35 protein-coding genes and 1 pseudogene are annotated in these 25138 nt (G+C 53.8%); 28 read left to right on the forward strand and 8 right to left on the reverse strand.

From position 1 onward, the window contains the following. The first annotated feature begins 25 nt into the window (after window positions 1–25). The 9 genes from rfaE1 to QU667_RS00925 are packed head-to-tail and all read left to right on the forward strand — an operon-like array spanning window position 26 to window position 8483. Window positions 26–1024: a D-glycero-beta-D-manno-heptose-7-phosphate kinase gene (rfaE1, locus tag QU667_RS00885; RefSeq protein ID WP_304987470.1), complete on the forward strand. Its 999-nt coding sequence runs from the start codon at window positions 26–28 to the stop codon at window positions 1022–1024. After that, entirely contained in the window at window positions 1021–1992 is a 972-nt protein-coding gene (rfaD, locus tag QU667_RS00890; RefSeq protein WP_304987471.1) for an ADP-glyceromanno-heptose 6-epimerase, read from the forward strand. Before rfaE1 ends, rfaD begins: the two co-directional genes overlap by 4 nt. Beyond that, window positions 1982–2560: a D-glycero-alpha-D-manno-heptose-1,7-bisphosphate 7-phosphatase gene (locus QU667_RS00895; protein ID WP_304987472.1), complete on the forward strand. Its 579-nt coding sequence runs from the start codon at window positions 1982–1984 to the stop codon at window positions 2558–2560. Before rfaD ends, QU667_RS00895 begins: the two co-directional genes overlap by 11 nt. Then, window positions 2505–3776, forward strand: a complete 1272-nt coding sequence (locus QU667_RS00900; RefSeq protein WP_304987473.1) for an AAA family ATPase — start codon at window positions 2505–2507, stop codon at window positions 3774–3776. The genes QU667_RS00895 and QU667_RS00900 overlap by 56 nt, the downstream gene beginning before the upstream one ends. A gap of 5 nt (window positions 3777–3781) precedes the next feature. Continuing rightward, a complete protein-coding gene (locus QU667_RS00905; protein ID WP_304987474.1) occupies window positions 3782–4444 on the forward strand; it encodes a hypothetical protein in 663 nt (220 codons plus the stop codon). Between the two features lie 15 nt (window positions 4445–4459). Next, entirely contained in the window at window positions 4460–5206 is a 747-nt protein-coding gene (locus QU667_RS00910; protein ID WP_304987475.1) for a glycosyltransferase family 2 protein, read from the forward strand. Between the two features lie 42 nt (window positions 5207–5248). Continuing rightward, a complete protein-coding gene (locus QU667_RS00915) occupies window positions 5249–6451 on the forward strand; it encodes an O-antigen ligase family protein (protein ID WP_304987476.1) in 1203 nt (400 codons plus the stop codon). After that, window positions 6448–7569 carry a hypothetical protein gene (locus tag QU667_RS00920; protein ID WP_304987477.1) on the forward strand — a complete coding sequence of 374 codons (1122 nt, stop codon included), beginning with the start codon at window positions 6448–6450 and terminating at the stop codon, window positions 7567–7569. The genes QU667_RS00915 and QU667_RS00920 overlap by 4 nt, the downstream gene beginning before the upstream one ends. 11 nt (window positions 7570–7580) lie before the next feature. Continuing rightward, on the forward strand, window positions 7581–8483 hold the full coding sequence (locus QU667_RS00925) for a VirK/YbjX family protein (protein ID WP_304987478.1): 903 nt from the start codon (window positions 7581–7583) through the stop codon (window positions 8481–8483). A 61-nt stretch (window positions 8484–8544) separates the two neighbouring features. Here QU667_RS00925 and QU667_RS00930 read toward each other — a convergent pair whose 3' ends face one another. The 6 genes and pseudogenes from QU667_RS00930 to QU667_RS00960 all read right to left on the reverse strand — a co-directional run bounded on the left by QU667_RS00930 (window position 8545) and on the right by QU667_RS00960 (window position 14463). Then, on the reverse strand, window positions 8545–9645 hold the full coding sequence (locus QU667_RS00930) for a tyrosine-type recombinase/integrase (protein ID WP_304987479.1): 1101 nt from the start codon (window positions 9643–9645) through the stop codon (window positions 8545–8547). A 33-nt stretch (window positions 9646–9678) separates the two neighbouring features. Then, window positions 9679–10206, reverse strand: coding sequence for a methylated-DNA--[protein]-cysteine S-methyltransferase (locus QU667_RS00935; protein WP_304987480.1), 528 nt, complete (start codon window positions 10204–10206; stop codon window positions 9679–9681). Between the two features lie 153 nt (window positions 10207–10359). Beyond that, a pseudogene (locus tag QU667_RS11645) lies at window positions 10360–11531 on the reverse strand (tyrosine-type recombinase/integrase). Window positions 11532–12273: 742 nt separating this feature from the next. Next, the gene (locus QU667_RS00950) at window positions 12274–13494 is read right to left on the reverse strand and encodes a restriction endonuclease (RefSeq protein ID WP_304987482.1); all 1221 of its coding nucleotides are present in this window, start codon (window positions 13492–13494) and stop codon (window positions 12274–12276) included. A gap of 81 nt (window positions 13495–13575) precedes the next feature. Beyond that, entirely contained in the window at window positions 13576–14022 is a 447-nt protein-coding gene (locus QU667_RS00955; protein WP_304987483.1) for an ImmA/IrrE family metallo-endopeptidase, read from the reverse strand. A 6-nt stretch (window positions 14023–14028) separates the two neighbouring features. Beyond that, window positions 14029–14463, reverse strand: a complete 435-nt coding sequence (locus QU667_RS00960; RefSeq protein ID WP_304987484.1) for a helix-turn-helix domain-containing protein — start codon at window positions 14461–14463, stop codon at window positions 14029–14031. Between the two features lie 146 nt (window positions 14464–14609). On the opposite strand from QU667_RS00960, the gene QU667_RS00965 reads away from it, so the two are divergent. The 16 genes from QU667_RS00965 (at window position 14610) to QU667_RS01040 (ending at window position 21278) form a co-directional block, all read left to right on the forward strand. After that, window positions 14610–14804 carry a helix-turn-helix transcriptional regulator gene (locus tag QU667_RS00965; protein WP_304987485.1) on the forward strand — a complete coding sequence of 65 codons (195 nt, stop codon included), beginning with the start codon at window positions 14610–14612 and terminating at the stop codon, window positions 14802–14804. Window positions 14805–14942: 138 nt separating this feature from the next. After that, the gene (locus tag QU667_RS00970; protein ID WP_304987486.1) at window positions 14943–15329 is read left to right on the forward strand and encodes a hypothetical protein; all 387 of its coding nucleotides are present in this window, start codon (window positions 14943–14945) and stop codon (window positions 15327–15329) included. An 11-nt stretch (window positions 15330–15340) separates the two neighbouring features. Then, window positions 15341–15607 carry a hypothetical protein gene (locus QU667_RS00975; protein ID WP_304987487.1) on the forward strand — a complete coding sequence of 89 codons (267 nt, stop codon included), beginning with the start codon at window positions 15341–15343 and terminating at the stop codon, window positions 15605–15607. A gap of 137 nt (window positions 15608–15744) precedes the next feature. After that, entirely contained in the window at window positions 15745–16140 is a 396-nt protein-coding gene (locus tag QU667_RS00980) for a hypothetical protein (RefSeq protein ID WP_304987488.1), read from the forward strand. Continuing rightward, a complete protein-coding gene (locus QU667_RS00985; RefSeq protein WP_304987489.1) occupies window positions 16133–16450 on the forward strand; it encodes a LysM peptidoglycan-binding domain-containing protein in 318 nt (105 codons plus the stop codon). Before QU667_RS00980 ends, QU667_RS00985 begins: the two co-directional genes overlap by 8 nt. Then, entirely contained in the window at window positions 16447–16704 is a 258-nt protein-coding gene (locus tag QU667_RS00990) for a hypothetical protein (RefSeq protein WP_304987490.1), read from the forward strand. Before QU667_RS00985 ends, QU667_RS00990 begins: the two co-directional genes overlap by 4 nt. Next, a complete protein-coding gene (locus tag QU667_RS00995) occupies window positions 16701–16871 on the forward strand; it encodes a hypothetical protein (RefSeq protein WP_304987491.1) in 171 nt (56 codons plus the stop codon). The genes QU667_RS00990 and QU667_RS00995 overlap by 4 nt, the downstream gene beginning before the upstream one ends. Continuing rightward, window positions 16868–17176, forward strand: a complete 309-nt coding sequence (locus QU667_RS01000) for a hypothetical protein (protein WP_304987492.1) — start codon at window positions 16868–16870, stop codon at window positions 17174–17176. Before QU667_RS00995 ends, QU667_RS01000 begins: the two co-directional genes overlap by 4 nt. Continuing rightward, window positions 17157–17468, forward strand: coding sequence for a DUF1064 domain-containing protein (locus QU667_RS01005; RefSeq protein WP_304987493.1), 312 nt, complete (start codon window positions 17157–17159; stop codon window positions 17466–17468). Before QU667_RS01000 ends, QU667_RS01005 begins: the two co-directional genes overlap by 20 nt. Next, entirely contained in the window at window positions 17468–17707 is a 240-nt protein-coding gene (locus QU667_RS01010) for a hypothetical protein (protein WP_304987494.1), read from the forward strand. Before QU667_RS01005 ends, QU667_RS01010 begins: the two co-directional genes overlap by 1 nt. Beyond that, window positions 17704–18060 (forward strand): hypothetical protein, encoded by a 357-nt coding sequence (locus QU667_RS01015; protein WP_304987495.1) that lies wholly within the window; start codon window positions 17704–17706, stop codon window positions 18058–18060. The genes QU667_RS01010 and QU667_RS01015 overlap by 4 nt, the downstream gene beginning before the upstream one ends. A gap of 82 nt (window positions 18061–18142) precedes the next feature. Next, window positions 18143–18589 (forward strand): DNA N-6-adenine-methyltransferase, encoded by a 447-nt coding sequence (locus tag QU667_RS01020; protein ID WP_304986351.1) that lies wholly within the window; start codon window positions 18143–18145, stop codon window positions 18587–18589. After that, window positions 18586–18978, forward strand: coding sequence for a single-stranded DNA-binding protein (locus QU667_RS01025; RefSeq protein ID WP_304987497.1), 393 nt, complete (start codon window positions 18586–18588; stop codon window positions 18976–18978). Before QU667_RS01020 ends, QU667_RS01025 begins: the two co-directional genes overlap by 4 nt. 315 nt (window positions 18979–19293) lie before the next feature. Beyond that, complete coding sequence (locus QU667_RS01030) at window positions 19294–19782, forward strand: RNA polymerase sigma factor (protein WP_304987498.1); 489 nt, start codon at window positions 19294–19296, stop codon at window positions 19780–19782. Between the two features lie 73 nt (window positions 19783–19855). Further along, entirely contained in the window at window positions 19856–20206 is a 351-nt protein-coding gene (locus tag QU667_RS01035) for a type II toxin-antitoxin system RelE/ParE family toxin (protein ID WP_304987499.1), read from the forward strand. Then, entirely contained in the window at window positions 20187–21278 is a 1092-nt protein-coding gene (locus QU667_RS01040) for a HigA family addiction module antitoxin (protein WP_304987500.1), read from the forward strand. The genes QU667_RS01035 and QU667_RS01040 overlap by 20 nt, the downstream gene beginning before the upstream one ends. 330 nt (window positions 21279–21608) lie before the next feature. Here the strand turns inward: QU667_RS01040 and QU667_RS01045 are convergent, their stop codons facing one another. Continuing rightward, window positions 21609–22028 (reverse strand): type II toxin-antitoxin system HicB family antitoxin, encoded by a 420-nt coding sequence (locus QU667_RS01045; protein WP_304987501.1) that lies wholly within the window; start codon window positions 22026–22028, stop codon window positions 21609–21611. 28 nt (window positions 22029–22056) lie between these two features. Continuing rightward, complete coding sequence (locus tag QU667_RS01050) at window positions 22057–22242, reverse strand: type II toxin-antitoxin system HicA family toxin (protein ID WP_304987502.1); 186 nt, start codon at window positions 22240–22242, stop codon at window positions 22057–22059. Window positions 22243–22347: 105 nt separating this feature from the next. Between QU667_RS01050 and QU667_RS01055 the strand changes: the two genes are divergently transcribed. From QU667_RS01055 to QU667_RS01065, 3 genes are read left to right on the forward strand one after another with little or no spacing between them, the layout of a single operon-like run. Next, window positions 22348–22797 carry a hypothetical protein gene (locus QU667_RS01055; protein WP_304987503.1) on the forward strand — a complete coding sequence of 150 codons (450 nt, stop codon included), beginning with the start codon at window positions 22348–22350 and terminating at the stop codon, window positions 22795–22797. Further along, window positions 22775–23959, forward strand: coding sequence for a PBSX family phage terminase large subunit (locus QU667_RS01060; protein WP_304987504.1), 1185 nt, complete (start codon window positions 22775–22777; stop codon window positions 23957–23959). The genes QU667_RS01055 and QU667_RS01060 overlap by 23 nt, the downstream gene beginning before the upstream one ends. After that, a complete protein-coding gene (locus tag QU667_RS01065) occupies window positions 23875–25122 on the forward strand; it encodes a minor capsid protein (RefSeq protein WP_304987505.1) in 1248 nt (415 codons plus the stop codon). Before QU667_RS01060 ends, QU667_RS01065 begins: the two co-directional genes overlap by 85 nt. Window positions 25123–25138 lie beyond the last annotated feature (16 nt).

Below are 25138 nucleotides of genomic sequence, written 5' to 3' on the forward strand. Positions count from 1 at the left end.
TTCCATTACAGATAGGAGCGTTCTCATGGATATGGCAAAGATCCGCGAAACGGTCGCGGAGAAGAGTGTACGCAGCAACATCCTTGTCGTCGGCGATGTGATGCTGGATAAGTATTACTCGGGCGAGGTCACGCGCATTTCCCCCGAAGCGCCTGTGCCGATCACGCACGTGACGGGGACACACGAAACCCTCGGCGGCGCGGCAAACGTCGCGCACAACCTCGCGCTCCTCGGGACGAATGTCAGCATCGCGGGCTATGTCGGTGAGGATGCGCACTGCAAGAGCCTTCTTGAGAAATTTGCCGCACGCGGCATCGACTATGCGGGGCTCGTCCGGACGGATCGCCCGACCACGACGAAGATCCGCATCATCGGCGGACATCAGCAGATGCTGCGCCTCGACTTCGAGGATGCAAGCCCCATCGACGGAGACGATGCACAGCAGTATCTCTCCTATATCGACAAGAAACTGAATGAGAGCATGGACTGCGTCATCATCTCGGACTACGGCAAGGGCGCGTGCACGGAGTTTGCGTGTCAGCACATCATCCGTGCGGCGCACGATCACGGCGTGCCCGTCATCGTCGATCCGAAGGGCGCACAGTGGCTCAAGTACAAGGGCGCCGACTATATCACGCCGAACATCAAGGAGATCAACGAGATCATGCTTGAGCCGATTGCGAACAAGGATTTCGATGTCGAGAAGGCGGCGCGTTATGCAATGCGCAAGTTCGGCATCCGCAACGTCGTTCTCACGCGCTCGGCGAAGGGGCTGTCGCTGATCCACGGCGAGGAGGTCGTTCACATCCCGACGAAGGCACAGGAGGTCTTTGATGTCTCAGGTGCGGGCGATACGGTGATCGCCGTGTTCGGGCTGGCGCTCGCGGGCGGGCTGAAGCCGGCCGACGGCGCGTATCTCGCCAATGTCGCGGCGAGCGTCGTCGTGTCGAAACTCGGAACGTATGCGGTCAGCAGAGAGGAACTGTTGCAGGTGCTCGACCATCAGGAAGGGGCAAACGGATGATTATTGTCACAGGCGGTGCCGGCTTTATCGGCAGCAATCTCGTCCACGCGCTCAACGCACGCGGGCACAAGGATATTCTCATCGTCGATGACCTTGGGGACGGTGCGAACTACAAGAACCTGCGCGGCCTGCACTTCATCGACTATCAGCAGAAGGACGACTTTCTCCACCTCGTCGAGGAGGGGGACTTTGACGGCACGGACATCGACGCGATCTTCCACGAAGGCGCGTGCTCGGACACGATGGAGTACGATGTCAACTACATGATGAAGGAGAACTATGCCTACTCCAAGGCGCTCCTGCACTTCGCGATGGGGGCGCGCATCCCGTTCTTCTACGCATCCTCCGCCTCGACGTACGGCGGCGGGAAGTATGGTTTTACCGAGGGCGGGAAATGTGAGGATGCGCTCAATCCGTATGCGTTCTCGAAGCTCGCGTTCGACCGCTATGTACGGCAGGTGATCCCTGAGGCACGCAGTCCCATCGTCGGACTGCGGTACTTCAACGTCTACGGACCGCAGGAGCACCACAAGGGCAAGATGGCGTCGATCTTCTACCAACTCTATCATCAGATCATGGAAACGGGGGAGGCCCGTCTCTTTCGCGGGACGGACGGCATTGCGGACGGCGAGCAGCGGCGCGATTTTGTGTACGTCGGCGACGTGGTGCGCGTGAACCTGCATTTCTTTGAAAACGGCGGCGAGAGCGGTGTCTACAACTGCGGCACGGGGGCGGCGCACACCTACAACGAGGCGGCTCGTGCCGTCATTGCCGCACTCGGCAGGGGGCGGATCGTCTACCGCGACTTCCCCGAGGTGCTGCGCGGCAAATATCAGAACTATACGCAGGCGGACACCACCGCACTCCGCGCGGCGGGCTGCGATGTCGTCTTTACCCCGATGGAGGAGGCGGTCAGGGAGTACTGCGACTTCCTCCGTGCGGGCGGGTATTTTTCGTATGCCGACTAGGGCGATCTTCTTCGACCGTGACGGCACGCTCAACGTCGATGTGGACTACCTCTGCGCACCGGAGAAATTCGTCTGGACGGAGGGGGCGGTTGCGGCGATCCGCTGGGCGAACGCACACGGCTACCTCGTTATCGTCGTCACGAACCAGAGCGGCGTTGCACGCGGCTACTACGACGAGGCCGCCGTGCTGCGTCTGCACGACTGGATGAATGCACAGCTGACCAAGCACGGCGCACACATCGACGCATTCTACTACTGTCCCCACCATCCGGAGGCGGCAGTCCCCGCCTACAGGCAGTGCTGCGACTGCCGCAAGCCCGCGCCCGGCATGATCCTCAGAGCCATTGCAGCGCATGGGATCGACCCCGCCGCCTCGTTCCTCTTTGGCGACGGTGCGCGCGATGTCGCTGCCGCCGAGGCGGCGGGCGTGCGGGGCGTGCGCTATACAGGGGGAAGTCTTTTGGACTGCGTGCGGGGTGCGGTGGAGTCTTCTATAACGAATGGAAACGAACATGAAGCTGATACTGAAGAATTTTGCAAAAATCAAAGAGGCGGAGATCCATTTTGATGGGCTGACTGTCATTGCCGGAGACAACAATACGGGGAAAAGCACGATTGGCAAAGTTCTGTTTACGCTGTTTCATTCGCTGAGAAATATGCCGCAGCAGGTGTTGGAGGAAAGAAAACGACCGATAAGAAAGTTTTTCGCCGTTTTTTGGGGACGTGACAGAGAACGTCTCCGCTTACGGCGATTTATAGGAATGAGAGGGGGGGTATTGGAACCCTTTCACGGGCTTGATACTCAGACAGAGACGGAACAATCATGGTATGACGTCTTGCTGCATAATATCAGGGAAGAATGGCACATAGAGCTGTCAGAGGAGGAAAAAAAGGAACTTAGAACTAAAGTTCGAGACGCGCTGGCCCCCTCCGATGATGAGATAACGAAGACACTTGTTGGAAATGCGTTTTCGGATGTGTTTGCGGGACAAATCAACGCGCTCCATGATGACGCAAATGCGTACGTGTTTTTGCAGGTGCAGGGAAAAAAGAAGGAGATTGTCTTTCAACGAAACGAGTGCACATACTATGAGACTGCCATAGAGTTGATTGAGGATGCTATTTGCGTTGAGGATCCTTTTTTGATTGATCAGTGCTTTCAGACGAGACTTTCAGATGTTGGGATAGAAGATAATCCTCTGAGAGAAGGGCTGCTTAAATACTTAGAAACAGATGGACGTCCAAATGTGGTTGAAGGACTTGAGATTAAAAGGAGATTAAACGAAGTCTTTTCTCTATTTCAGCAGATCATGCCCGGCAATATAGCACATGAGCGACGGCGTTTTGTTTTGGAGATGGAAGGTCAAGACCAGCCTCTTAACGTAGAAAACTGGTCAGCCGGCATGAAATCCTTTGCTATTTTGAAGCGTTTGTTGGAAAATGGAACTCTGCATGAAAAAGGTGTGCTTATTTTGGATGAGCCGGAGATTCATCTGCACCCGGAGTGGCAGCTGTGCTATGCTGAGATCCTTGTCCTGCTTCAGAAAAAATTTGATTTGACGGTACTTTTGACAACACATAGCCCCTTTTTCCTCGATGCAATCGAGTTGTATGCGTGCAAGCATGGAATCGGGGATAAGGCGCGTTATTATCTTTCCGAAGCTGTCGGAAATCAAGTCTCGTTTCGTGACGTTTCCGATGAAATCGATAAAATCTACGAAAAGATGTCCGCGCCTGTGCAAACATTGGAAAATCTCCGTGCGGAACTGCGCATGAGGCGTTGAGTGCTATGGAACAAATGCCTGTAAATTTCCAAAATTGCCGAAAGTCTCTGCGTGCGACTTCTTATGACAGCGATGAACAGGAGTATATGTGTGGCAGCACATTTCCTGTCTTTGACTTTGATGGGCTGAAAGAGTGGTATGTGGAAAAATGTGCGCTTAAATTGACGAAGGTGCCGTTCTCCAATGATGTCCTATGGTTAGACGATGATCATAGTGTGTTCATCGAGTTCAAGAATGGGAAGATCGGTCCAACAGAAAACAATACGATTATCTTCAAGATATATGATAGTCTGCTCGTGCTTCTCGATGATAAATTCGACCTCGCGTGGTACTGTTCAGACTTTCGGCAGAACATCTCCTATACGCGGGAGCATATGGACTATATACTGGTCTATAACGGGGAAAAGTATGATGAAAAAAATCCTACTCCGCAAACGAGAAAGGGTTTGGAACGCCAAGACAATCGAGATGTGGTGACAGCATCGGCACGGAAGCGCCCTCAAAGCTCAAATCATCGAACGAAAATCAATAAGATATTTCGTGCACTGGGGAATCGTTCGCTGATTCTCTTCGGATTGGACCGATTCAAGGGGTATCTGTTTCGTCAAGTGTATACGTTGGATCAGGATGAGTTTCAGAAATATCTAGCAGAACAAGGGGTTACGTAGAGAGGAGGCGGATGCGTGAAACTTGCCGTCATTATTCTCACACACAACGAGGAGCGGCACATTGCAGCGTGCATTGAGCGTGCGGCGTTCGCCGATGAGATTCTCGTGATCGACGATCACAGCACTGACCGCACGGCGGAGCTTGCGCGAGCGGCGGGGGCGCGTGTCATTGCGCGTGCGCTCGCGGGCGATTTCGCCGCGCAGCGGAACTTTGCCCTGACGCAGACGGATGCGGACTGGGTGCTCTATGTGGACGCGGACGAGCGTGTACAGCCGGAGACGGAGGCGGAGATCGCCCGTATCATGGCGGAGGATGCGCGTGCCGTATACGAGATCAAGCGGATCAATGTCGCCTTCGGCCGGCGGATGTACTACGGTGGGCATCGTCCGGACTACTCGCAGCGGCTTTACCCGCGTATGGCTGTGCATTGGGTCGGGCGCATCCATGAGCACGTGGTGTCCGATCTGCCCATCCGCCGCATGGGCGGCAGTCTCCTGCACTACACCTACACGGACTGGGATCGCTATCTCCTGAAATTCAACCAGTATACGACGCTGATGGCGGAAAAACGCTATGCGGACGGCAAGCGGGCTTCGTTTCTGAAGATCCTGCTCGATCCGCCGTTTGCCTTTTTTCGCGACTATATCCTGCTGCGAGGTTTTCTCGACGGGCGGCTCGGGTTTATCCTCGCGATGTTCCACGGTTTCTATACGATGGTGAAGTATGTCAAGCTCTATCACATGGAGGCGCAGTCGAAATAGTTCCGTACACGCGGTGTAGGGCAGAAATTTAGGAGGATTGTCATGCGGCTGAACGAGGTCGGTATCGAACGGATTCATACATGGGCGTTTTATCTGCTTGGCGGATTTGCGCTGTTCAGCAATGTTTCCATTGCTGTCGGCAACATCTTTCTCGGGACGCTGACCGCGCTCGTGCTGTTTCGGCTTTGGCGGCGGCACGACGACTGGCAGGACGCGCTGCCGGACGGGCGCGTCGGGATGGCGCTGCTCATTCTGATGGGCGTGCTCGTCCTCTGTTCCCTTTTTTCGAACGATGTCTCGCACAGTTTGCGCGTCTTTGGCGACTACTACGGTTACCGCATGATCGCGTTCTATGCCGTGCTGCTGATGATCCGTGAGAAACGGCAGCTCGCGCGGATCGGCATATGCGTCGCCGCCTCGTTCGTCGTCAACGATCTCGCGATCATCGCTCAAGGGATTGTCTATGGGAATATGCGGGCGGACGGATTTTCGTTTTCCATGACATCGGGCGGCTTTCTCTCGATGCTGCTCCCCGCGCTTGCCGTGCTCCTCATGAGCGGGCGGCTCGATGCACGGTACCGCATCCCTGCGGCGGCGACGCTCCTCGTCGGCTGCGCGGCGCTCCTCTTTAACGGGACGCGCGGCGCGTGGGTCGCCGTGCCGATTGACGTGCTTGTCTGTGCGGTGTTCTTGGTGCGTGACAAGAAAAGACTGCTCGCGGGCATATTGGCGGCGGTGGTCGTATTTGGCACGGTGTTCGCCCTCTCGCCGGCACTCTCCTCGCGCTTTGCCTCGATTGGCGATACGAAGATGCAGAGCAGCTCCGAACGGTTTCTGCTCTGGACGAGCGCGGCGCATATGTTCACGGATCATCCCGTGCTCGGCATCGGCTATGCGGGCTTTAACGCGGCATATCACGAACAGTACATTTTGCCGGAGGCAAAGGAGCGTGAGCTTGGGCACGCACACAGCAATGTCATGCAGATGCTCGGCGAGTGCGGCGCGGTGGGGCTCGCGGCACTGCTCTTCTGGTGGGGCGCGTGCCTGTCGTACGGCATCCGCGCATGGCGGACGGCGCAGCACATCGCGGGGCTGCTCCTGCCTGCCGTCCTCCTCGGTCTGATCCTCCAAGGACTGACCGAGTACAACATGGGGAACTCCTCTGTGATGAAGCTGCACTGGCTGCTCATGGGGCTGTGTCTCCAGTGGCTGCGGCTGGATTTGGACGGGCGGAGGATACGGTGAGAGTTGCGATTCTGGAAACGGTGAAAGCGGATGGCGGGTTTGAACTTGAGTTCGACCACATCATCATAGAGACGCTGAAGGAGGAGGGGCATGAGCCCATCCTCTTTTTGCCGCGGGATACGGATCTCGGACGGGACTTCGGCGTGCCTGTGTGCTATCTGGCGGGCGGGCGCATCGTCAGCTACGATGGTGCGGGGCGGCTCAAAAAGATCTGGCTCTCCGTGCAGCGGGAATACCGGCGCGTCCGATGGTTCGACGCGATGGCGGAGGCGGTACGGCGGGAGCGGATCGATGCCGTGCTGCTCACGACGGCGACCTATCGCTATCTGCGGGCACTGAAAAAAAGTGCGCTGCGCGACAGCCCCGTGCCCGTATATTTCATCTTCCTCGGCGTGAACCTGCAGGAAATGCCGAAATTCCAAAAAGCGGCGCGGTCGTGTCTGCCATATCGGAACATCCGGCTGTGCGTGACAACGCTGCGGGACGACTTCGGCGCAGCACGCCCCGCCAACGTGCGCCTCATCGCCCCGCCCGTGATGTCGCTGCCCGTCGCGTGCGAACGGCGGACGGACGCGGTGCTGCGCATCGGGTTCTTCGGACACTATCGCAGGGGGGAGAAAAAGCTCGCGTGGTATCTGCGTGCGGCGGAGGAAGGGCGGTTTTCGCGCCCCGTGCATTTCGTCTTGCAGGCAGCACCGACGACGGCGGCGGATCGCGCGGAGGTGGAGGCGCTCGTGGCGCGGTATCGGGAGCATCCGCAGATCACCGTGCTGACGGAAAAGCTGATCGGGGCTTCGTGGTACGCGGCGATTGCCTCCGTGGACGCGCTGTTTCTGCCCTATACGGCGGAGCGTTACCGCTACAACTGGAGCGCACTCTACTTTACCGCGATCGGCTTTCAAAAACCCGTCTTGACGACTGCCGTGCTGAATCCCGAGATCATGGCGGCGTTTGACATCGGCAGTGTGGTGGACATGGAACGCTATGAGGACTTTTGCGCGGGGATGGAGGACTTTGTCAATCATTTTGCCGCGCGGCAGGGGCTCTATCGGGAGCAGCTTGCGGCGGCGGCGGCGCGATACAGCAGGGCGAACTTTGTTCGGCATCTGCTGAACTAGGGGGTGGATGGGTGCAATCCTTTTATCAACTGGCGAAACAGATCTATGATATGAACAATCCGCGTGAGGTGCGGCGTGCCGTGATCTTTTGTGCGCGTGCATGGCTGCATCGCGGGGAAATGCAGAAACTCGACGCATTCTTTCAAAAAGACCCGATCTTGGCACAGCTGGCGGAGCTCTATCCCTTTGTCTACGAGCAGCCGACACGTGCTTTTTTCTACAACAAATCCACATTCGATGAGCGCGCACGCATCGTTGAGCAGCATATGCTCTTTCTGTGCGGGAAGCTGCGTGCAGATGTGCTCCTTCCGCTCTATCAGCGGGTCTCCGTACCTCTGTGGCAGGGGATCATGTGCATGGACGAGCAGATGACGGCGGCGCTGTTCTTTGACTACGGGCAGCGCAAGGAGGGACTGCTGTCCGTCATTCTGCGGCTCGGCGCGGCATCCCTCTATCAGATCATCTTCTGGATTGCGCCGGCAGAGGACGGCGCAGATGCCATGTGGATCGGAGCGATGCAGGGACCGAACATGGAGAATGCACGCGACGTGGTCAAGGCGGCGACCAAGGCGTGTCATACCTATCGGACGAAAAATCTCGTACTCTACATCGCGCAGGCAGTTGCACGCAGTCTGAGGATCGGGCGGATCTACGCCGTGACGAACGAGGGCTACTACGCGAACAATCACGTGCGCGTTGATCGAAAGCTCAAGACGGACTTCAGCGCGTTCTGGCGCGAGGCGGGAGGAACGGATACCGCAGACGCACGGTTCATGGAACTGCCGCTCATCGAGCCGCGCAAGACGATGGAGGAGGTGCCGACGCGCAAGAGAGCGGTCTATCGGCGCAGGTTCGCCCTGTTGGACGCGATCGACGCGGAGGTCAGTGCGTCCGTCCGCGCCGTTTTACGATGAAGAAACGGAAAAACGCCCGCCGTGGGAGGATTGTTCCCACAGCGGGCGTTCGTATTTCGCGTTATTTTTTCTTCGACGGGGAGGGCGGCTGATACTGCACCGACTCCACCTTTAGGCCCGGGGTGATGCCGCGCGTGAGGCGTTGTTCCATGCGCTCGTGGACGTGGGCGTATTTTGCGGTGACCTTCGGGCTGCGCTGACGCAGGGTCTCCTGTACGACGCGCAGATCCTTCGTCTCCTGATAGAGGTTCGTGCCGCAGCTGTGGCGGAAGAGATGGCACGCATAGCCGGGCTGCTTGAGTCCTGCGTCTGTCAGTGCCCTGTTGATGACGTAGCGGATGCCGACGCGCGTGATGCGTCCCTTCACGTTGTTCGGTGCGCAGGAGATGATGGTGGGGGTCAGGCGGCTGACGGGCGGGATTGCCCCGCGTACCTCCAAGTATGCCTTGAGCAGCTGAAACGTCTCCTCGCACGGGTAGATGATCCCTGCGTGTCCCTTTCCTCGGATCTCGATGCGTCCGCGCTGCCAGTCGATGTCCTCGTCTGAGAGGCGCATGACCTCGACGACGCGCAGCCCCTCCACCCCCATGAGGTAGACGATGAGGAGGTTGCGCAGACGACGCAGTGTGTTCTTGTCCGTTGCAAGCCCCTCGCAGATCTCTCGGATCTGATCGACGGTGAGGTATTTATAGTCCTCGTCAAGATGCTGCGGGTTGCGCAGTTGCAAATCCGCGCAGGGGTTCTCGTCGATGAAGGAGAGCCGCTGCGCGACCTTGTAGAACGCGCGGATCGCCGCCCCCTTGATCATCAGCGTCGCCGCGCTGTAGCCGCGCGTGCGCATATCCTCCATGTAGATGCGGATCTGGTAGTCATGCACATCGCGCAGCGGATGCAGCCCCTGCTCCGCGCACCAGTGGAGGAACAGGCGGATCGCGAGCTCGTACGTGTCGCGTGTATCCGCCGTGGGTGCGCCGCCTGCGATGTAGCGCGGGAGGTATTCGTGGAAATGTGCGATAAAGTATTCGGGGGTAATGGCATCCTGCCGCACGTTCATGGCGGGCGCGTTCATGCGCCGCACCGTACCCGGTATCGTTTCCGTACGCCGCGCAGGAACGCCTATCGCAGCACTGCCGCCGCTGCGGTCGTTTTCGTTTGTCGCCAACACAGCACCCGCTTTCGTCTTGTGATGAGGTGATTATAGCACGCGGGGGGCGGCATTCGCAACAGGGAACGCGGCGTGCTGTCCCCGCTCGATCTGCAGCAGCCGCTCCTTGCGTGCAAGACCGCCCGCGTAGCCCGTGAGGCTGCCGTCCGCACCGATCACACGGTGGCACGGGATGAGGATGGAGATCGGATTGCGCCCGACCGCACCGCCGACCGCCTGCGCCGACATCCGCTTTTTCTCCTGTTGTTCGATGCGCCGTGCAATCGCGCCGTAGGTCGTCGTCGCGCCGTATGGGATCGTCCGCAGGATCGCCCATACCGTCTGCTGGAACGCTGTGCCCGCAGGAGCGAGTGCGGGGATGAAGTTCGGGATGCTTCCGTCGAAATACAGATCAAGCCACAGCACGGCGTCCCCGAACACGGGGAGATCCTTTTCGTACGCCGTCGAAAGATCGGGGAAGTCCCTCTCCCCATCGAAGTACAGCCCCGTCAGTGCCGCTCCCTCGCTCGTGAGCGTGATCCCGCCGAGCGGGGATGTATAGTGCTGTTTGCAGAGCATCGGTATCCCTCCTGTCAGTGTAGTTCTATTATAGAGGAAATCATTGCGCTGCGATAGTCCCCGTGTGTTTCGGTCAAATATAGCACTATCCCCGAACCCCTTGTATTTTCAAGAGGGTTCGACGTGTTGAAAGCGGTTTTGTCTACAACTTGTCTACAAACACCCCTTGTCTACAAAACGCTCGAAGATGCGTACGGTCTCCTGCTGCATATCCTCCGTATCGTGTGCATACAGGTTTTGCGTGATGGTTGCGTCCGCATGACCGAGGCGGGCGGCGACATCCACGGGCTTCGCGCCGGCTTCGATGAGCCGTGTCGCGTGGGTATGCCGGAAGCTGTGAGAGTTCAGCCCCAGGCGATGGAGCATATCGCACACGCGCTCATGTCTGTAGGGGATACCCGTGGGATGAATGCAGAGCAGCGGGCGGCGTTCCGCTTCGACTGCGGGGGACAGCCGTTTTGGCAGGAGAATGAGCGCACGACCCGCGTCCTTACTCTCATAGGCGATTTGATACGCCTGTCCCAAGCGCAGCTCGTCTTTCATCTGCTCTTTTTTGAGCGCACGCAGATAGGAGAGGAAAAACGCATCCGCATAAAATGTCCGCGTGCTTGTTGTCGTTTTGGGTGTATCAAAATAGCCCGCCGGTATTCTCTGGCGGGAGATGGAGAACGTCCCCGCCTCAAGGTCAACATCATCCCATGTAAGCCCGAGTGCCTCGCTGATTCTCAGCCCTGTGTGATAGAGTATTTTGAGCAGCGGATGTATTTATGGTTTACGTCGATGGCGGCAAACTGCTCTGTCGTGATGACCGTACGTTTAACCACTTTGCGCGGCGCACTGCGCGGGATGTTGATTCCTGCCGTCGGATTCGTGGTGATGAGTTCGGCGGGATAGATGGCGTACTTCAGCGCGGTGGCCAGCACTGTCTTGGTTTGCCGTATTGTCCCCTGCGAAAGCCCTGCTCGTGCAAGATTCTTGACCCACAGATCAATATCACGCGGGCGCAGTTCCTGCAAATAGATTTCGCCGAGATGGGGGACGATGCGCGAAACGACCGCATTGTGATAGTTTTTGAATGTCATCCACTTCACGTTTGGGCGCACGACATTCTCTAGCCGTGCGGTGAGATAGTCCCGCAGCTTCACGCGCTCCGAGGTGATGCCGATGTTGCCGTTTTTCCAGTCGGCGTATGCTTTCACACCTGCCTCGAATGCTTCATCCTCGGTGGCAAAGCCCCCTTTCTCCTTCATGCGGCGCGGATTTTTTGAGGTCTCGAAGCTATAGGAATAGCTGTTGCCGCGCTTTCGTATGCGTATCTTGGACATAAATAAAACCTCCTTGAAATAGGAGGCGAATCATGGTAGTATGTAAGTGCAATAGGGCATGATTCGCGTCATGTCTGCCGCTCTCTCTGTTCGCGCAGGGAGGGCGGTTTTTTTATGTGATCGGATAACGGTGTTCGTCGGATGCCTTGATTTTTTGTTGATTTTTGTATCTGTTTAAAACGCTGCTTGCGAATTTTCGAGAAAATCGTTCGTTTACTTTCATTTTTTTGGCGAAACTGTCAATTTACTTTCAACACCATGTTTGAAAGTAAAACACGTTGTACCACCGTGAAAAAAACTCACATTGCAAATTGCATTTCTAAACCCGTCGAAATCGAGGGGGTTAACCGTGTCAGATTCGAGGCGGTTGGAACGTATAGCGGAATGCTCTGAACTATGGTATACTGGTTGCGTTGCCGCCCCTACACATGGCAATGGGAGGGGGTGTGCATATGAGTGTTATCGCGTTTCTTCTCTCCATCATGGCTGGTGTAATCGCCAACTGCATCAGCAAATGGCTCGATGAGAGAGACGACGGCGACGAGCCTAGGCGCTAGTCCCTGCCTGCAATATGGGAACAGAAAAGCCCCCAAGATACCGACTTGGGGGCTTTTCGTGTGCTTAAGTGCTATCGCATTTGCCATAGCTAGTATAGCACAAGTCCCCGATGATATGCAAGTGATATGTTTCCGCCTACGATGGCGGCTTTTTATGCCCTTACTACAATCAGCAGGCTAGGAGGTTAGTTGTTTCCGAGCCAACGGATCGCCCGTCGAAAACCTGCCTTTTCCGCTTCTTGTACGGTCGACGCATAGAACTCTCCTTCGGATGGTGTAATAACGCATTTGTCGTATTGCTGATCGAATGGCAAGTGATATATTCTTTCTCCTGTGCGTGAACTTATGTTACATTTTATCATGGGATAATCCCCGAGCGGTTTTGTAACAAGTTTAATTTTCAATAAATCGGCGAATAGCACAGCAGAGGTTGAATAGGGAACTGTAGAGAAAAAGATTGGTTGCACGTTGTATGAATTGAAATCTATATCCAAATGATCGATGTATTCGATAGGAGCATCATCAATCTTATCGGCGTCTATTCCAAGAGCTAAAGAAATCTTATAAGCAATTGTCGTGCCGTAGAGCTGGTTGATATGTTTTTCGTGTATGATTTTTTTCTTTTTATTTGACCAACATTTACATTGAATGACGAGAGTTCTACCGCCTTTTTTACAGATCAAATCACGTCCGAAATCTTCTAGACCTCGCTCGATTCCGTAGTATGTGACGCTATAACCTTTCTCTTCGTATAAATAGCCAATATAGCGTTCATACTCTCGCCCAATCTCGGCGTTTGTTTTGTGGCGCTTTTTGTAACGATCTAATGCGAGTTGATTCCGTTCCGTTGGAGAGAGCAGGTGATACTCTTCAGGAGTCAACCAATATCCCGCAACATCTGAATCTTTATAGTTTGGGTTCTTGTAGGAGTTCGTTGGTTCTATCGGGTCATCTTCCAGATCAGAAAGCCACGGCAACAAGCTCTTTATATATTCGAGTTCCCATTTATAGGCTTTGTTTTCCCGTATGAGGGCGTTCTTTTCCGCACGTATGGCTCGTACTTCGTCTGCTCCTTTGAACGATGGTCGTTTTTTTAATTCCAGTATGTCCGCAATGTAAGCGTTTCGTGCTGTTTCATAATCCGCAATAACCGTTGCAACAACAGGAAATTCATCTATTTTGGCAGATAAAAAGTCATTGACGAAAGATTCTTTTTCTGCTACAGTTTTTTCCTTTGCCTCTGCGGCGGTTACTTTATCGCTATAATATATGTTGGCAGCCATTTTGGTGCGATTCATATAGTCGTCGGCATCCGTTATATACCTTGTCGCTTTTCTGTAATGCCGTACAACCTGAACCAATATAATGAATAACACTACACATAGGATGAAGAAAATTTCTGCCATATAATGATCTCCCTACACTCATAACGGATTATAGTGTTCTACGCAGTTCTATGACTTAAACCAAGGAGCACACAGCTCCATCTACCAATCTACCTGTGTATCAATAAATCTTCCAAGTAAAAAATGGACTTCGCGCGGGTCGGGGTGGCGTTGATTGATGATACGTGTTACCTCGTCGCTGTCAATGTCGGTGGAGTAGGTGAGCAGATGCGCAGCGTATTCGTTTGCCTCCGCTTCCAGACGGCTACGAACGTAATAGGCGCGGTCAGGGTGAAGATAATAACCGTATCCTGCGTGCAGGCGCGCGTGTCCGAGTTCGTGGCAGACCGTCACCTTTTGCCCTGCATAGCAGAGATCTTCATTCAGAATGATGTATTTGCGCCGCAGGACGTGAACGAGAAAACCACGCATATCATCGGGCAGGGGAAGGCGTACAATCGTTATGCCGAGGTCACTCGCGAGCTGAAATGGGTTTCCCGTGCGGTATTTGTTGACGAGATTCTTGACGCGGACTTTGATGTTGAACATGACGCATCAGTCCTTTTTCCGCTTATTTTGCCTTTTCGCATCCCAAAAGACGAACTCAAGAGCATTACGCAGCTTTTGTTGATCTTCTTCACTGAGGTTGTATGTATCACCATCAAACATGACTTCTGTTTTGTTGAGGAATTTTGCGAGGTCGTTCAGGTCGCGTTTGGAGTGGGCGGTGGAATCGCGCTGCGTGAGTGTGGGCAGATCGTCGGAGGCGGGGGATTGCTCCAATAGCTCACTGCGTTTTATCTTGAAAAAAGAGCATAACTTATCCACCTTATCCATGCGCGGAACTTTGTAGCCCTTTACCCAATTATTTACCGTAGTATTGCTTACTTCCATATAAGTCGCTAATTCTGCTTGCGTGATGCCGCGTACTCGTAACAAACGATTCAAGTTATCAGTAAACGTCTTTTTCATTGTATTTTCGTTGGGCATATTTCTCACCTCGTTTATATGAATCATTATATAACTAAAAGTAAAATAGCACAATACGAAAATAAAAATAAATCAACTAAAAGTGTTGACATAAACTTTTAGTTGATTTGTAATAAGGGCAGAAAAAATGAAGGGAGGAACGGGGAGTGAAAATTAGCTTGAAAGCCGCCCGTGTAAATGCCAATCTGACACAGGAAGAGGTTGCGAAACTCTTACGTAAAAACAAACAGACTATTGTCAACTGGGAGAACGGGAAAACGGTCATTGATGTGGGTAACTTCACAGCATTGTGCCAGCTCTACAAGATTGACAAAGACTGTATTTTTTTGCCTACAGTATAAACTTTAAGTTTAACAACGACCGCGAGAGGAGGTGAGGGGATGGAGAGTGTTACCTGCCCACATTGCGGAGCGGTGGTACGACGTGGAAATTTCTGCTCACGGTGCAGCGGTAAGTTGGTTGAGGTCTGTGATTGTTGGGTGAAGAAGAAAGCCTACAACTGCGGGAGAGATGAGTGCCCCGGCATTCGTCTGCATCGGTTGGAGATAGAAGATCTGTGTGGTACACGAATTTTCAAGGAGAAGGATTTTCTGCGCATGAAGTTTTTTTCTCCAAAAGCAGAGGAAAATCCCCAGTCCACGGAACAGGATTTGCGGGCGATCCGTTATCTGCTCGAAGTGTACAGAACAGAGCGGACGGATGAGGATCGATTTCTGCGACGGACAATCTACACGATGCAAGCGAATCGGCGGTTGGATTGGAAGGTGTTACTTCTTGTCTGTGGCGCAGGGGGATTTGTCGGAACTGTTTTCTGCATTGTGCTTGCGTATATTTGCGGGGTCATTTTACTGGAAGTGCATATATAGGAGGTGAGAACATGAAAACGATTTTCCAATCGGAGAGCCACGGGGGGAACGAGATGAAAGGTTCGGCTGCAATCCTTGTGGATGGTGCAATCGAGGAGGTCTTTTCGCTCGGTGTAGGTCTCAATATGAGGCGCATACTGGATGTGGAAAAGAATATGAGCATCCTGATTGAGATTCAGGATGCTCAGACGGACAAGGTGGTTCACACGTTCGTTATTACGAGCAAGGAGACGCAGCGGATAGAGCCGCCGATTCTTTGCCGTCCCGATGATCTCTAACACCGAAATGCCCTACGGGGTGTCCGCAGGAGATCCTCTTGCGCTGATGATGGCAGGTCGCGTCCCGCCGATACGAGGCGAATCATGGTAGATAGCAAGAATGGCGGGACGTTTCCTCATAGATGGGAGGTGAGGTCATGGGAAAGACGGCGACGGATGCGGCGGCGGATGCTTTCGTCGCAGGGCTCATGGTGGGCTTTGACCGCATCGCGGATGAGAAGCTGACGGAGAAGGTTGATGCGTTGGAGCAGCGGATTGTCGAGCGTCTTCCAAAGGTGGTGGCACTGCCGCCGAAACCTGCGGAGAATCCGCTTGAACGGCTGCTCAGTGTCGGCGAGGTCGCCGATCTGCTCGGATGTTCCGCGCGTACGGTACAGACACGGATGGATAAGGGCGATCTGGTTTATGTGCTCCTCGATCCGAGCAGCAATCAGCGGAAAGTCCTATATTCGTGGGTGGTGGAGTATATGCACAGCCTCCCGCGTTATGTGGGCAAAGTGAAGGAGAAAAAGGAGGTGAAGGGTCATGCGTGAGCTTGTAAAGCCCTTTGTTATCAGCGGCGCATTCATCGCGGCGGCGGTATTTTGTGCAGGGGCGATGAATTCGTGGGACGACGGGCGAAACGCTGTCCTCGTCGAGGAGGTCTACACGGTGCGCCCCGGGGATACGATCTGGGGCATCGCGGAGGAGTTCTGTGCGAAGAACACGGGGACGCGGCGTTACATCCTCGAATACAAGGCGGGGATGGAGGAAAACAATCCGTGGCTCGTGGAGCGGCGCGGGGAGATTTACCCCGGCGATGAGATCAAGGTGACGTACTGGGTGAAGGGGGAAGAGGAATGACGCGGGAAGGCTTTGAAAAAACCATCAGTGCGTTTGACGATACGGAGGCGTTTCTTTGTGCGGCTCATGTGGATGGCGTGCTTGCCATAGCAGTGAAAGGGCCGATAGAAACCGTTATTGCCGGAGCGATTCAGATCATTGTTGATAAGGCAGAACGCTCGGACGATACCATGGACTACCTCGTTTTGGCATCCGGTATGTTGCACAATGCGATGCTCAGTGAATTGCAGCGTAAAAAGGAGGCGCAGGAATGAAGAAGTGGCAGACGCGGCGCGAGCTGGTGACAAAGAATCTGCCGATGTGGCGTGTGTTCCGCGAAGTGGACGGCGTGGAGGAGGTGGACATTCGGCTCTACGATACGTGGGACGATGCGGCTAAAGCGGCGTGGGAGCGGAATGCGAAGATGGAGGAGATGAAATGACGAAGGAGGATTTTATCAATGCCTCCGTCGGATTTAAGGGGAGCAAGTTTTTCCTCTATGCGGCGGAGGTTGATGGAGGGATGTGCACGGTGGCGCATGGTGAGATCGAGGACATCGTTATCGCGGCATTAGACATCATCGAAAAAGCCGCCAAGCGAAACAGTAACAACCCTCGGTATGTGCGTTATTTGCTTTACACAATGCTTCTTTTGGTCACTAAGTGGGATGCGTCTCCTGCATACGCAGCGGAAAAAGCCGAACAAGTACCATGCGCGGAAAACAACGGTGTGCGGGCGCACCTTTGACAGCAAGCGGGAAGCGGAGGTGTATCTGGAACTGCTCGCACAGAAACAGGCGGGGGAGATCGTGCGCATCGGCTTCCAACCGTCCTATACGCTCCTTGCGGGGTTCGTGGACAACACGGGAAAGAAGCAGCGTCCCATCACCTACACGGCGGATTTTTTCGTCACCTACGCCGACGGACGCAGAGAGGTGATCGAGGTGAAGGGCGTACGTACACGGGACTATCTGCTGCGGAAAAAGCTGTTCCTGCACATGATGCGAGAGAAGGACATTGTTTTTCGGGAGGTGCGGTGATGGTGTACAAGGTGGAGCGAAACAATGCGACGGGTGGATTCGAGTGTCGTTTTGAGCATGGAGGACACAAATATTTTGCGCGGGTGAGGCACGTACCAATGAGTAGCGGGACGGAACTCGCCATCACCTCTGAGGATGAGATCGACGTGATGTACGGCAAATGGGACGTTCCTGTGACCGGGGAGGGGCTGCTCTCCTGCATTGAGGAGTTTATGCGGAGGAAGGAGAAAAGGACATGAAGAAAGCATGTTTTGTGTGCGGCGGGGAATTTGAGGCGCGTGACCCTCGTGCAAAGAACTGTCCCGCGTGCCGTGCGGCGAAGCGGTGGCGCTGCATCCGCTGCGGCGCGGTGTTTTCCGCGAAACATCAAGCGACCCTGTGCTCTTCCTGTAGAAAGGATGATTACCACAGAAACAAACCGCCAAGAGCAAGAGTTGTTGAGAAAAAAGTGGTACAGGAAGATATTCCCGTACCGAAGCAGAAACCGCCGCACGATCCGCAGCACATCGCGGACATGGCACGTGAAGCGCGGGCAATGGGGCTGAGCTACGGGCGGTACAGCGCGCTGCGGCGGGGGCTTCTGCGGGTGTGACGTGGATTTTCCGGCGGCGGTTCTTCTTGTGGCGGTGATTGTGTTTTGCGTCACGGAGGATTTGTGAAACAGGAGGTGTGGAATGATACATGCGGGAATGATGTCGAGCAACACAGATCTTTGGGAAACCCCGCAGGATTTTTTCGATGAGCTGAATATGGAATTTGGGTTCGATCTGGATGTTTGTGCATTGCCTGAGAACGCCAAATGCGAGCGGTACTATACGCCGAAAGACGACGGTCTTTCTATGAGGTGGGAGGGTGTCTGCTTCATGAATCCGCCGTATGGACGACAGATCGGACGATGGGTGGAGAAAGCCTATCATGCGGGGCGTACAGGAAGGGCGACGGTTGTATGCCTCCTGCCGGCACGAACGGACACACGATGGTTTCAGGACTATTGTCTGAAATCAAATGACCTTCGATTTATCCGAGGGCGCTTGAAATTTGGCGGCGCAAAAAACAGTGCGCCGTTTCCGAGTGCTGTTGTGGTGTTCTCACGGAAGACAATTCAGGAGGAATCCAAATGAACCACTTTGTAGGAATCGGGCGGCTGACGCGAGACCCGAATGTAAAGTATACGCAGAGCGGGGGGAAGGCTTACGCCTCGTTTACGCTGGCGATTGATAGGCGTAGAAGCGCGGACGGGAATCATCAGGCGGATTTTATCTCGTGCGTGGCATGGGAAAAGACGGCGGAGGTCATCAGTCAGTATGTTTCAAAGGGACAGAAGATCGCCGTGGAGGGGCGCATCCAGACGCGCAGCTACGAGAAGGACGGGAGAAAGAATTATGTGACAGAGGTCGTCGTTCAGAGCATGGAGTTCTGCGACAGCAAGAGGGACGCGGCGGGCGGCAGTGCGGGACGTGCGGATGAGTACCCCGGGGCGGTTGTGCCGGATGAGGATATTCCGTTTTGAGGAGGGGAACGACTTGCAAGAATACACCTTAGAGCAAAAACTTCCTACGGATTATCAGAACGGCAGTACCTTGAAAGCCTTTACACTGGATCAATTTCGTTGGCATCAGATTGCTATGAGTGACGACCTTGAGGCGTTAGAAGAATACGCAAGACATTGTTGGAGGATCGGAGTGGAGTTGCGTATCGTCGACAGGGCACTAAATGTGCGGTTCAGAATAGGGGGATAAGAAAAAGAGCGGAATAATCACCGCTCTTTTGGTGCGTATGGTCATATTGGCGGCGGCAACAAAATGATGAGATGGGAGGTGGCGGCGTGAGGGCGTATGGCGACTATATCAGGGAGACAAAGCGGATCCTCGGCAGCTACAACAAGATGAAGGTCGCCGTCATGAATCTCACGGAGGAAATCGAGGCAATCGAGCGGCTTTTGCAGGATGAGGGCATCGCCACCGTGCGATATGGGGACGAGGTGGGACGGGGCGCGGGGGAACTGACGGCGACGGAGGCGGCAGCGGCACGCAGGATACGGATGCGGGGGCGGATCACGGAGATGCGGGAGCGCAGGGATGAGATGGAGCGGATGGTGCGGAAAATCGACCGTGCGCTTGCGTCTCTGGATGATGGGGATGCAGAGCTGATACGGGGGCGGTATATGCAGGAGCGGTCATGGGCGGAGGTTGCGGAACAGCTGAACTATACGGAGAAGTGGGCGAAGGAGAAGGGCGGGAAGGTGCTGCGGGATGTGGCGTTAATGTTGTTCGGGGTGTTGGTGAGACCTGTGCAAGAGAAATTGATTTTGTAAAAAGGGTTTTCAAACTGTCTTCCATAGTGTATAATAAATTAACACTATGGGTGAATTTGTTGAGGGCTGTTGCATGGAGATTTCCTTCAAAACGAATAAATTAGCCAAACACTGCAATAGTTATCAGGATGCAGTGAAAATGTGGGGCGAACCAATGGCGAAAAAGATTGTTCAACGGCTGAATGAACTTCGTGCAGCGAACGATTTATCGGTCATTAGTCATTTGCCGCCGCCGCGTCTCTATGAGCTGATCGGAAAAAGAAACGATGAATATGCGGTCGATTTGGTTCATCCGGCGCGCCTCATATTCAAAGTGGATCAATCTCCGCTTCCTGTGCTTACAGACGGAGGAGTAGATCGTTCCATGGTAACAAGTATTATGATTTTGGAGGTGGAGGATTATCATGGGAAACAAAAACGATAAATACTGCCCGGATATTGCCATTCCTCCGGGAGATACCCTGCTAGAGATTCTTGAGGACATCGGGATGACGCAGGCAGAGCTTGCTAAACGTATGGGACGCCCAAAAAAGACGATCAACGAGATTATCAAGGGGAAGAGTGCTATTACACCGGATACGGCAATTCAGCTCGAACGTGTATTGAACGTGCCGGCACACTTTTGGAATAATCTTGAGATGAATTACCGTGCCGATTTAGCACGTATCTCTGCCGCCGAAGAGCTTGTTGCGGGAAAAGAGTGGTTGAAGAAATTTCCTCTTACCCGTATGAGAAAGTATGGATGGATTATGGACTGTAAAGATGTAGCAATGAAGGTCCATCAACTTTTATCGTTCTTTGGGGTTGCTTCAATTGCCGCATGGGAAAATAAGTGGGGGTGTCTTCCTGTAGGCAGAATCGCATTTCGTAAATCGAAGACCTATGCGGTTGACCTCCCGGCACTAGCGGTATGGCTGAGGCGGGGAGAGATTGCGGCGGCTGGGATGAACATCGCTTCCTTCGATCGTGACGGTTTTTTGGCTGGGGTCAAAAAAATTCGTGAGATGACAACAACCCCCATACAGGATGTTCTTGATGAGATTGTTGAAATCTGTGCAAATAACGGTGTCGCAGTAGTTTTCACGAAGGAGCTGCCGAAAGTTCCTGTTCATGGAATTACAAGATGGGTAAGTTCGGATCGTGCGATTATCCAGTTGAGTTTGCGGTATCGTACGGACGATCAGTTCTGGTTCAGCTTCTTTCATGAGGCGGGACATGTTTTCTTGCATGGCAAGCATGATTTTGCCTATGAGGGAGAGGATGCGGACCGGGAGGATGAAGCGGATCGGTTTGCATCAGAGCAGCTCATTCCTAATGCCGCATATGCGTACTTTGTTCAGGTCTGTGGGACATACTATACAGAGAGTGCAGTGAGCGAATTTGCGGACTCTCAAAATATAGCCCCGGGGATTGTAGTAGGGAGATTGCAGCATGAGAAAAAAATCCCATATAGCCGCTTGAATACGTTGAAAAGAAAACTTCAATGGAGCAGCTAAAATAGATGTATTATAGGAAACTGATGAACTCAGCTCCTTTTTGTATACAGTTGTGGATAACTTGAGCTTTCTCCGAACGGTATTTTTAACCGACTTTTTGTTCCCTTTTACTTCCTTTTTTTCGCGGGAAAACGTGCTATACTGTTAGTGTGGCGGTTTTGGACGAGCCGCCCGCATACCTCCTTCATCCATAGCTCCACGGACAGCCGCCCTTCGAGGCGGCTTTTCTCGTGGAGTAAGAGAAGGGGCATAGGTTTTTTAGGACACAGCTGTGGCGGTGTCCTTTTTGATTGTAAATGGAAAAACCCGCCGTGTGGCGGGTAGTGCGTCTTATGCAAGAGCTGTTTTTTTCTCGTAAAGAGCGGTAAGTGCGTCCTGTAGGACTTTGGAAATGTTGAGTTGTTCGGCTTCGGCGAAGGTGTTGAGCCATGCGGGGATCGTGAGATTCTTACGAACGGATTTGCTGCCGTACTTTGCGGCGTATGCGTCCATGTCGAGCGAGAGCAGGGAAACGAATCCCTCGCCGATTTCGGGGTCAGGGTGAATGTCCTTGATGCTGCTTGCGGGCGGGATTTCGTTACCGTCCTCAAGTTCGCCGAGAATCCACCCCGATGCGGCGTCTTCGCCCATTGCGATGGCGCTTGCGAGAGAATCGCCGCCGGAAACGCAGCCGGGGAGGTCGGGCACGGTCACGGCAAAAGCCAAGGAATCGGGGTCAGGGTAAAACACGGCAGGGTATACGAGGTTCATTCGATATTCCTCCTTTCGGAGGCAGGTATCACAGTTTGATTCCTGCCTCTTTCAAGACACTTTTCACAATGAAGGGGTTAATGTCGCCGGGATGATTCGGAGCTGTCAAGGTTTTGGCAATACCGTCTTTTTGATAGTGTTGATGTGAACCCTTTGAGCGGACGGGCTGCCATCCGTTCTTTTTGAGCAGTCTGTCAAGTTCCTTGAATCTCATCGCGTGCCCTCCTTCTGATTGTATCATACACACTATACGCATGAAAAACAATGGTTTTTGGAAATGTTTTCTTTGTAAATTAAAGGCAGGTGGTGAGTGTGTAGCATGGCAAATGAGGAGAATCTGATACCGAATCATGAACGAACTCCGAGTGAACTCCGAGAAATCACCCAAAAAGGCGGCATCGCGAGCGGCAAATCCCGCCGCCGTAAGAAGGCACTGCGGCTTGCGCTGAAAGAAGCCGTCTCCATGCGGTTGAATGAGCTGCCGGAGGATATGCGCACCGCAATCATGTCGGCAGTCGGCATCACGGACGATGCGAAAACGGTCGCGGATGCGGTCATCGGTGGGATAATTCTCTCTGCGTGCGGAGGCAGTGCGCCCATGGTGCGGCTTCTTCTTGACACGATCGGCGAGAGCATGGAGGCGCGTATGAGGGAGCGTGAAGTGCGGCTTAAGGAAAAAACAATTGGCGGCGGGCAGGTGGATAGTGACTTGAACGTGACAATCATAGAGAAGGAGACGCGGGACGGTGAACACGGCGAAGGAGATTAACCCACATTTCAAGCCGTTTTTGCTCGACTGGGACAGCAAGATTTACTTCCTCGTCGGCGGATATGGATCGTCGAAGTCATATCACGTCGCACTGAAAGTCATTCTGAAGCTCCTCAGCGAGCGCAGGACAGCACTCGTTGTACGCGAGGTGTACGACACCATACGCGACAGCTGCTTTTCACTGTTTCGGGAGATCGTGGAGGATATGGGGCTGGATGACATGATCGCTTTCAATGCCTCACCGATGCAGATGCGATTCCCCAACGGGAGCAAGATCGTGTTCAAGGGGATGGACAAGCCCGCAAAGCTGAAATCCATCAACAACATCAGCCTCATCTGGGTGGAGGAGTGCAGCGAACTCAAGTATGCGGGCTTCAAGGAGCTGCTCGGACGTCTGCGCCATCCAACCTTGCCGCTGCATATCATCCTGACGACCAATCCCGTAGCGCGATCGAATTGGACGTACCGACACTTCTTTGAGAGTCGGGGACTGGATGACAAGGAGTTCTACGCGCGGCGCGTCATGCGTGAGGGGAATACGTACTATCATCACTCGGTTGCCGACGACAATTTCTTTCTGCCGGCAGAATACATCGCGCAGCTGGATGAAATGCAGGAATACGACGTTGATCTTTACCGTATTGCTCGTCTCGGGCAGTTCGGCGTCAATGGCAGACTTGTCCTGCCGCAATTTGAGGTGATGCCGCATGATGAGGTTATGGAAGCTGTTGCAGAAATCCCGCGCAAGTATCTGCGTGTTGGCATGGACTTCGGCTTTGAGTCCTCATACAACGCCGTCGTTCGCATGGCAATCGACCATGAAAACAAGTGGCTTTATCTCTACTGGGAGTACTACCGCCGTAACATGACGGACGATGAGACGGCGGACGCATTGGAGGAGTTTGTAGAGACGCGCGAGTGCATCAAGGCGGATTCAGCCGAACCAAAAGCGATCCGCTACTACCAGAAACGCGGGTTCAATATGGTCGCGACGCGCAAGAACAATGGCGGCAGCCGCCATTCGCGCCTCGACAATACGCGCAAGATGAAGCGTTTTCGGCGCATTATACCATCGCCATGCGCAGCCGGATCACACGCCTTGACGCGCTGCGGGCAGGTACAGAAATGGCACTTCTCTCTGAGAAGTCCGAGAAGGCAATGAAAGAGTTCCTGAAATCGGGCTATGAGGACTTCTACTATCACGGGCTCTACGAGATCGGCAAGAAGCGCGGTCTTGAGGGGGCTGTGTCCCTCGTGGACGGAGAAAAGCTTGAGCGCATCCTGCGCGTCCCGTGGAGCGGCAAAAACTACTCCAAGCGGATTTGGACAAACGGCGCGAAGCTCGCGAAGGTCATTCAACAAAACATCATCGCCGCCGCGCATCGTGGCGTATCCGTGCAGGAAATGACGCGCGTCGTTCGTCAGAAAATGGGCGTCGGCACGAAAGAGGTGGTGCGCCTTGTCCGCACCGAACTCAACTACGTGCAGAATCAGGCGGCACTCCACTCCATCAAGGACGCGGGGATGAAATACTACCGCTTTATCGCAACGCTCGACAAGCGCACTTCAACGCTCTGCCAGTCCCATGACGGTGACGTGTTCCCCGTGGAGGAGGCGATGCCGGGGAAGAACATGCCGCCCCTGCATCCGCACTGCCGCTCTGTTATTTCGGGGTGTCTGAGAGATGAGCACAAGCCGCAGAGCGGTACGCGTATCGCGCGAGACGAGAACGGGAAGAATGTTTTTGTGCCGTCCTATATGAAATACGACGACTGGCGTGCCGTCTACGTGGACAAGAAGCTGACGCTTGAGGAGTGGAAAGAAAAAAATGTCGATGGTTTGGCATCGTTGACAGTGAATGTGACAAAGGACTACCTCAAACAGACAAAACCAAGAGAAGGTGAAATCACTTATGAGGACGGTTATTCACGCACTGAGCATAAAGCAGAAATAGACGCTGCCGAATGGTTACATAAGACTTTCGGTGGTGATATTATGCTTTTGCAGGAGGTAAACGAGGATAAGAAAAAGACTCCTGACCTTTTATGGGGCGAAGCCTTCTGGGATTTGAAAACGCTTTCAACGGAAAAAGCCGCAGATACTGCTATCCGACATGGATTAAAGCAGATAGAAGCAAATCCCGGCGGGCTGCTTTTGGACTTTGTCGGCGAGCATCTTGACCTAAAGGCACTGACCTCGGTAATTAGCCAACGTTTGAGGCGTAGCGCAAAGAGTTCGGTTGATATCATCGTTGTTTCGAAGGGGAAGTTCATCACTGCTTTGCACTATGACATAAAAAATAAGAGGAAGCCCCCCCGCCAATAGAGGGCGGAGGTTCAAC

Source organism: Selenomonas dianae, assembly GCF_030644225.1.
GTDB classification, from domain to species: Bacteria; Bacillota; Negativicutes; order Selenomonadales; family Selenomonadaceae; genus Centipeda; species Centipeda dianae.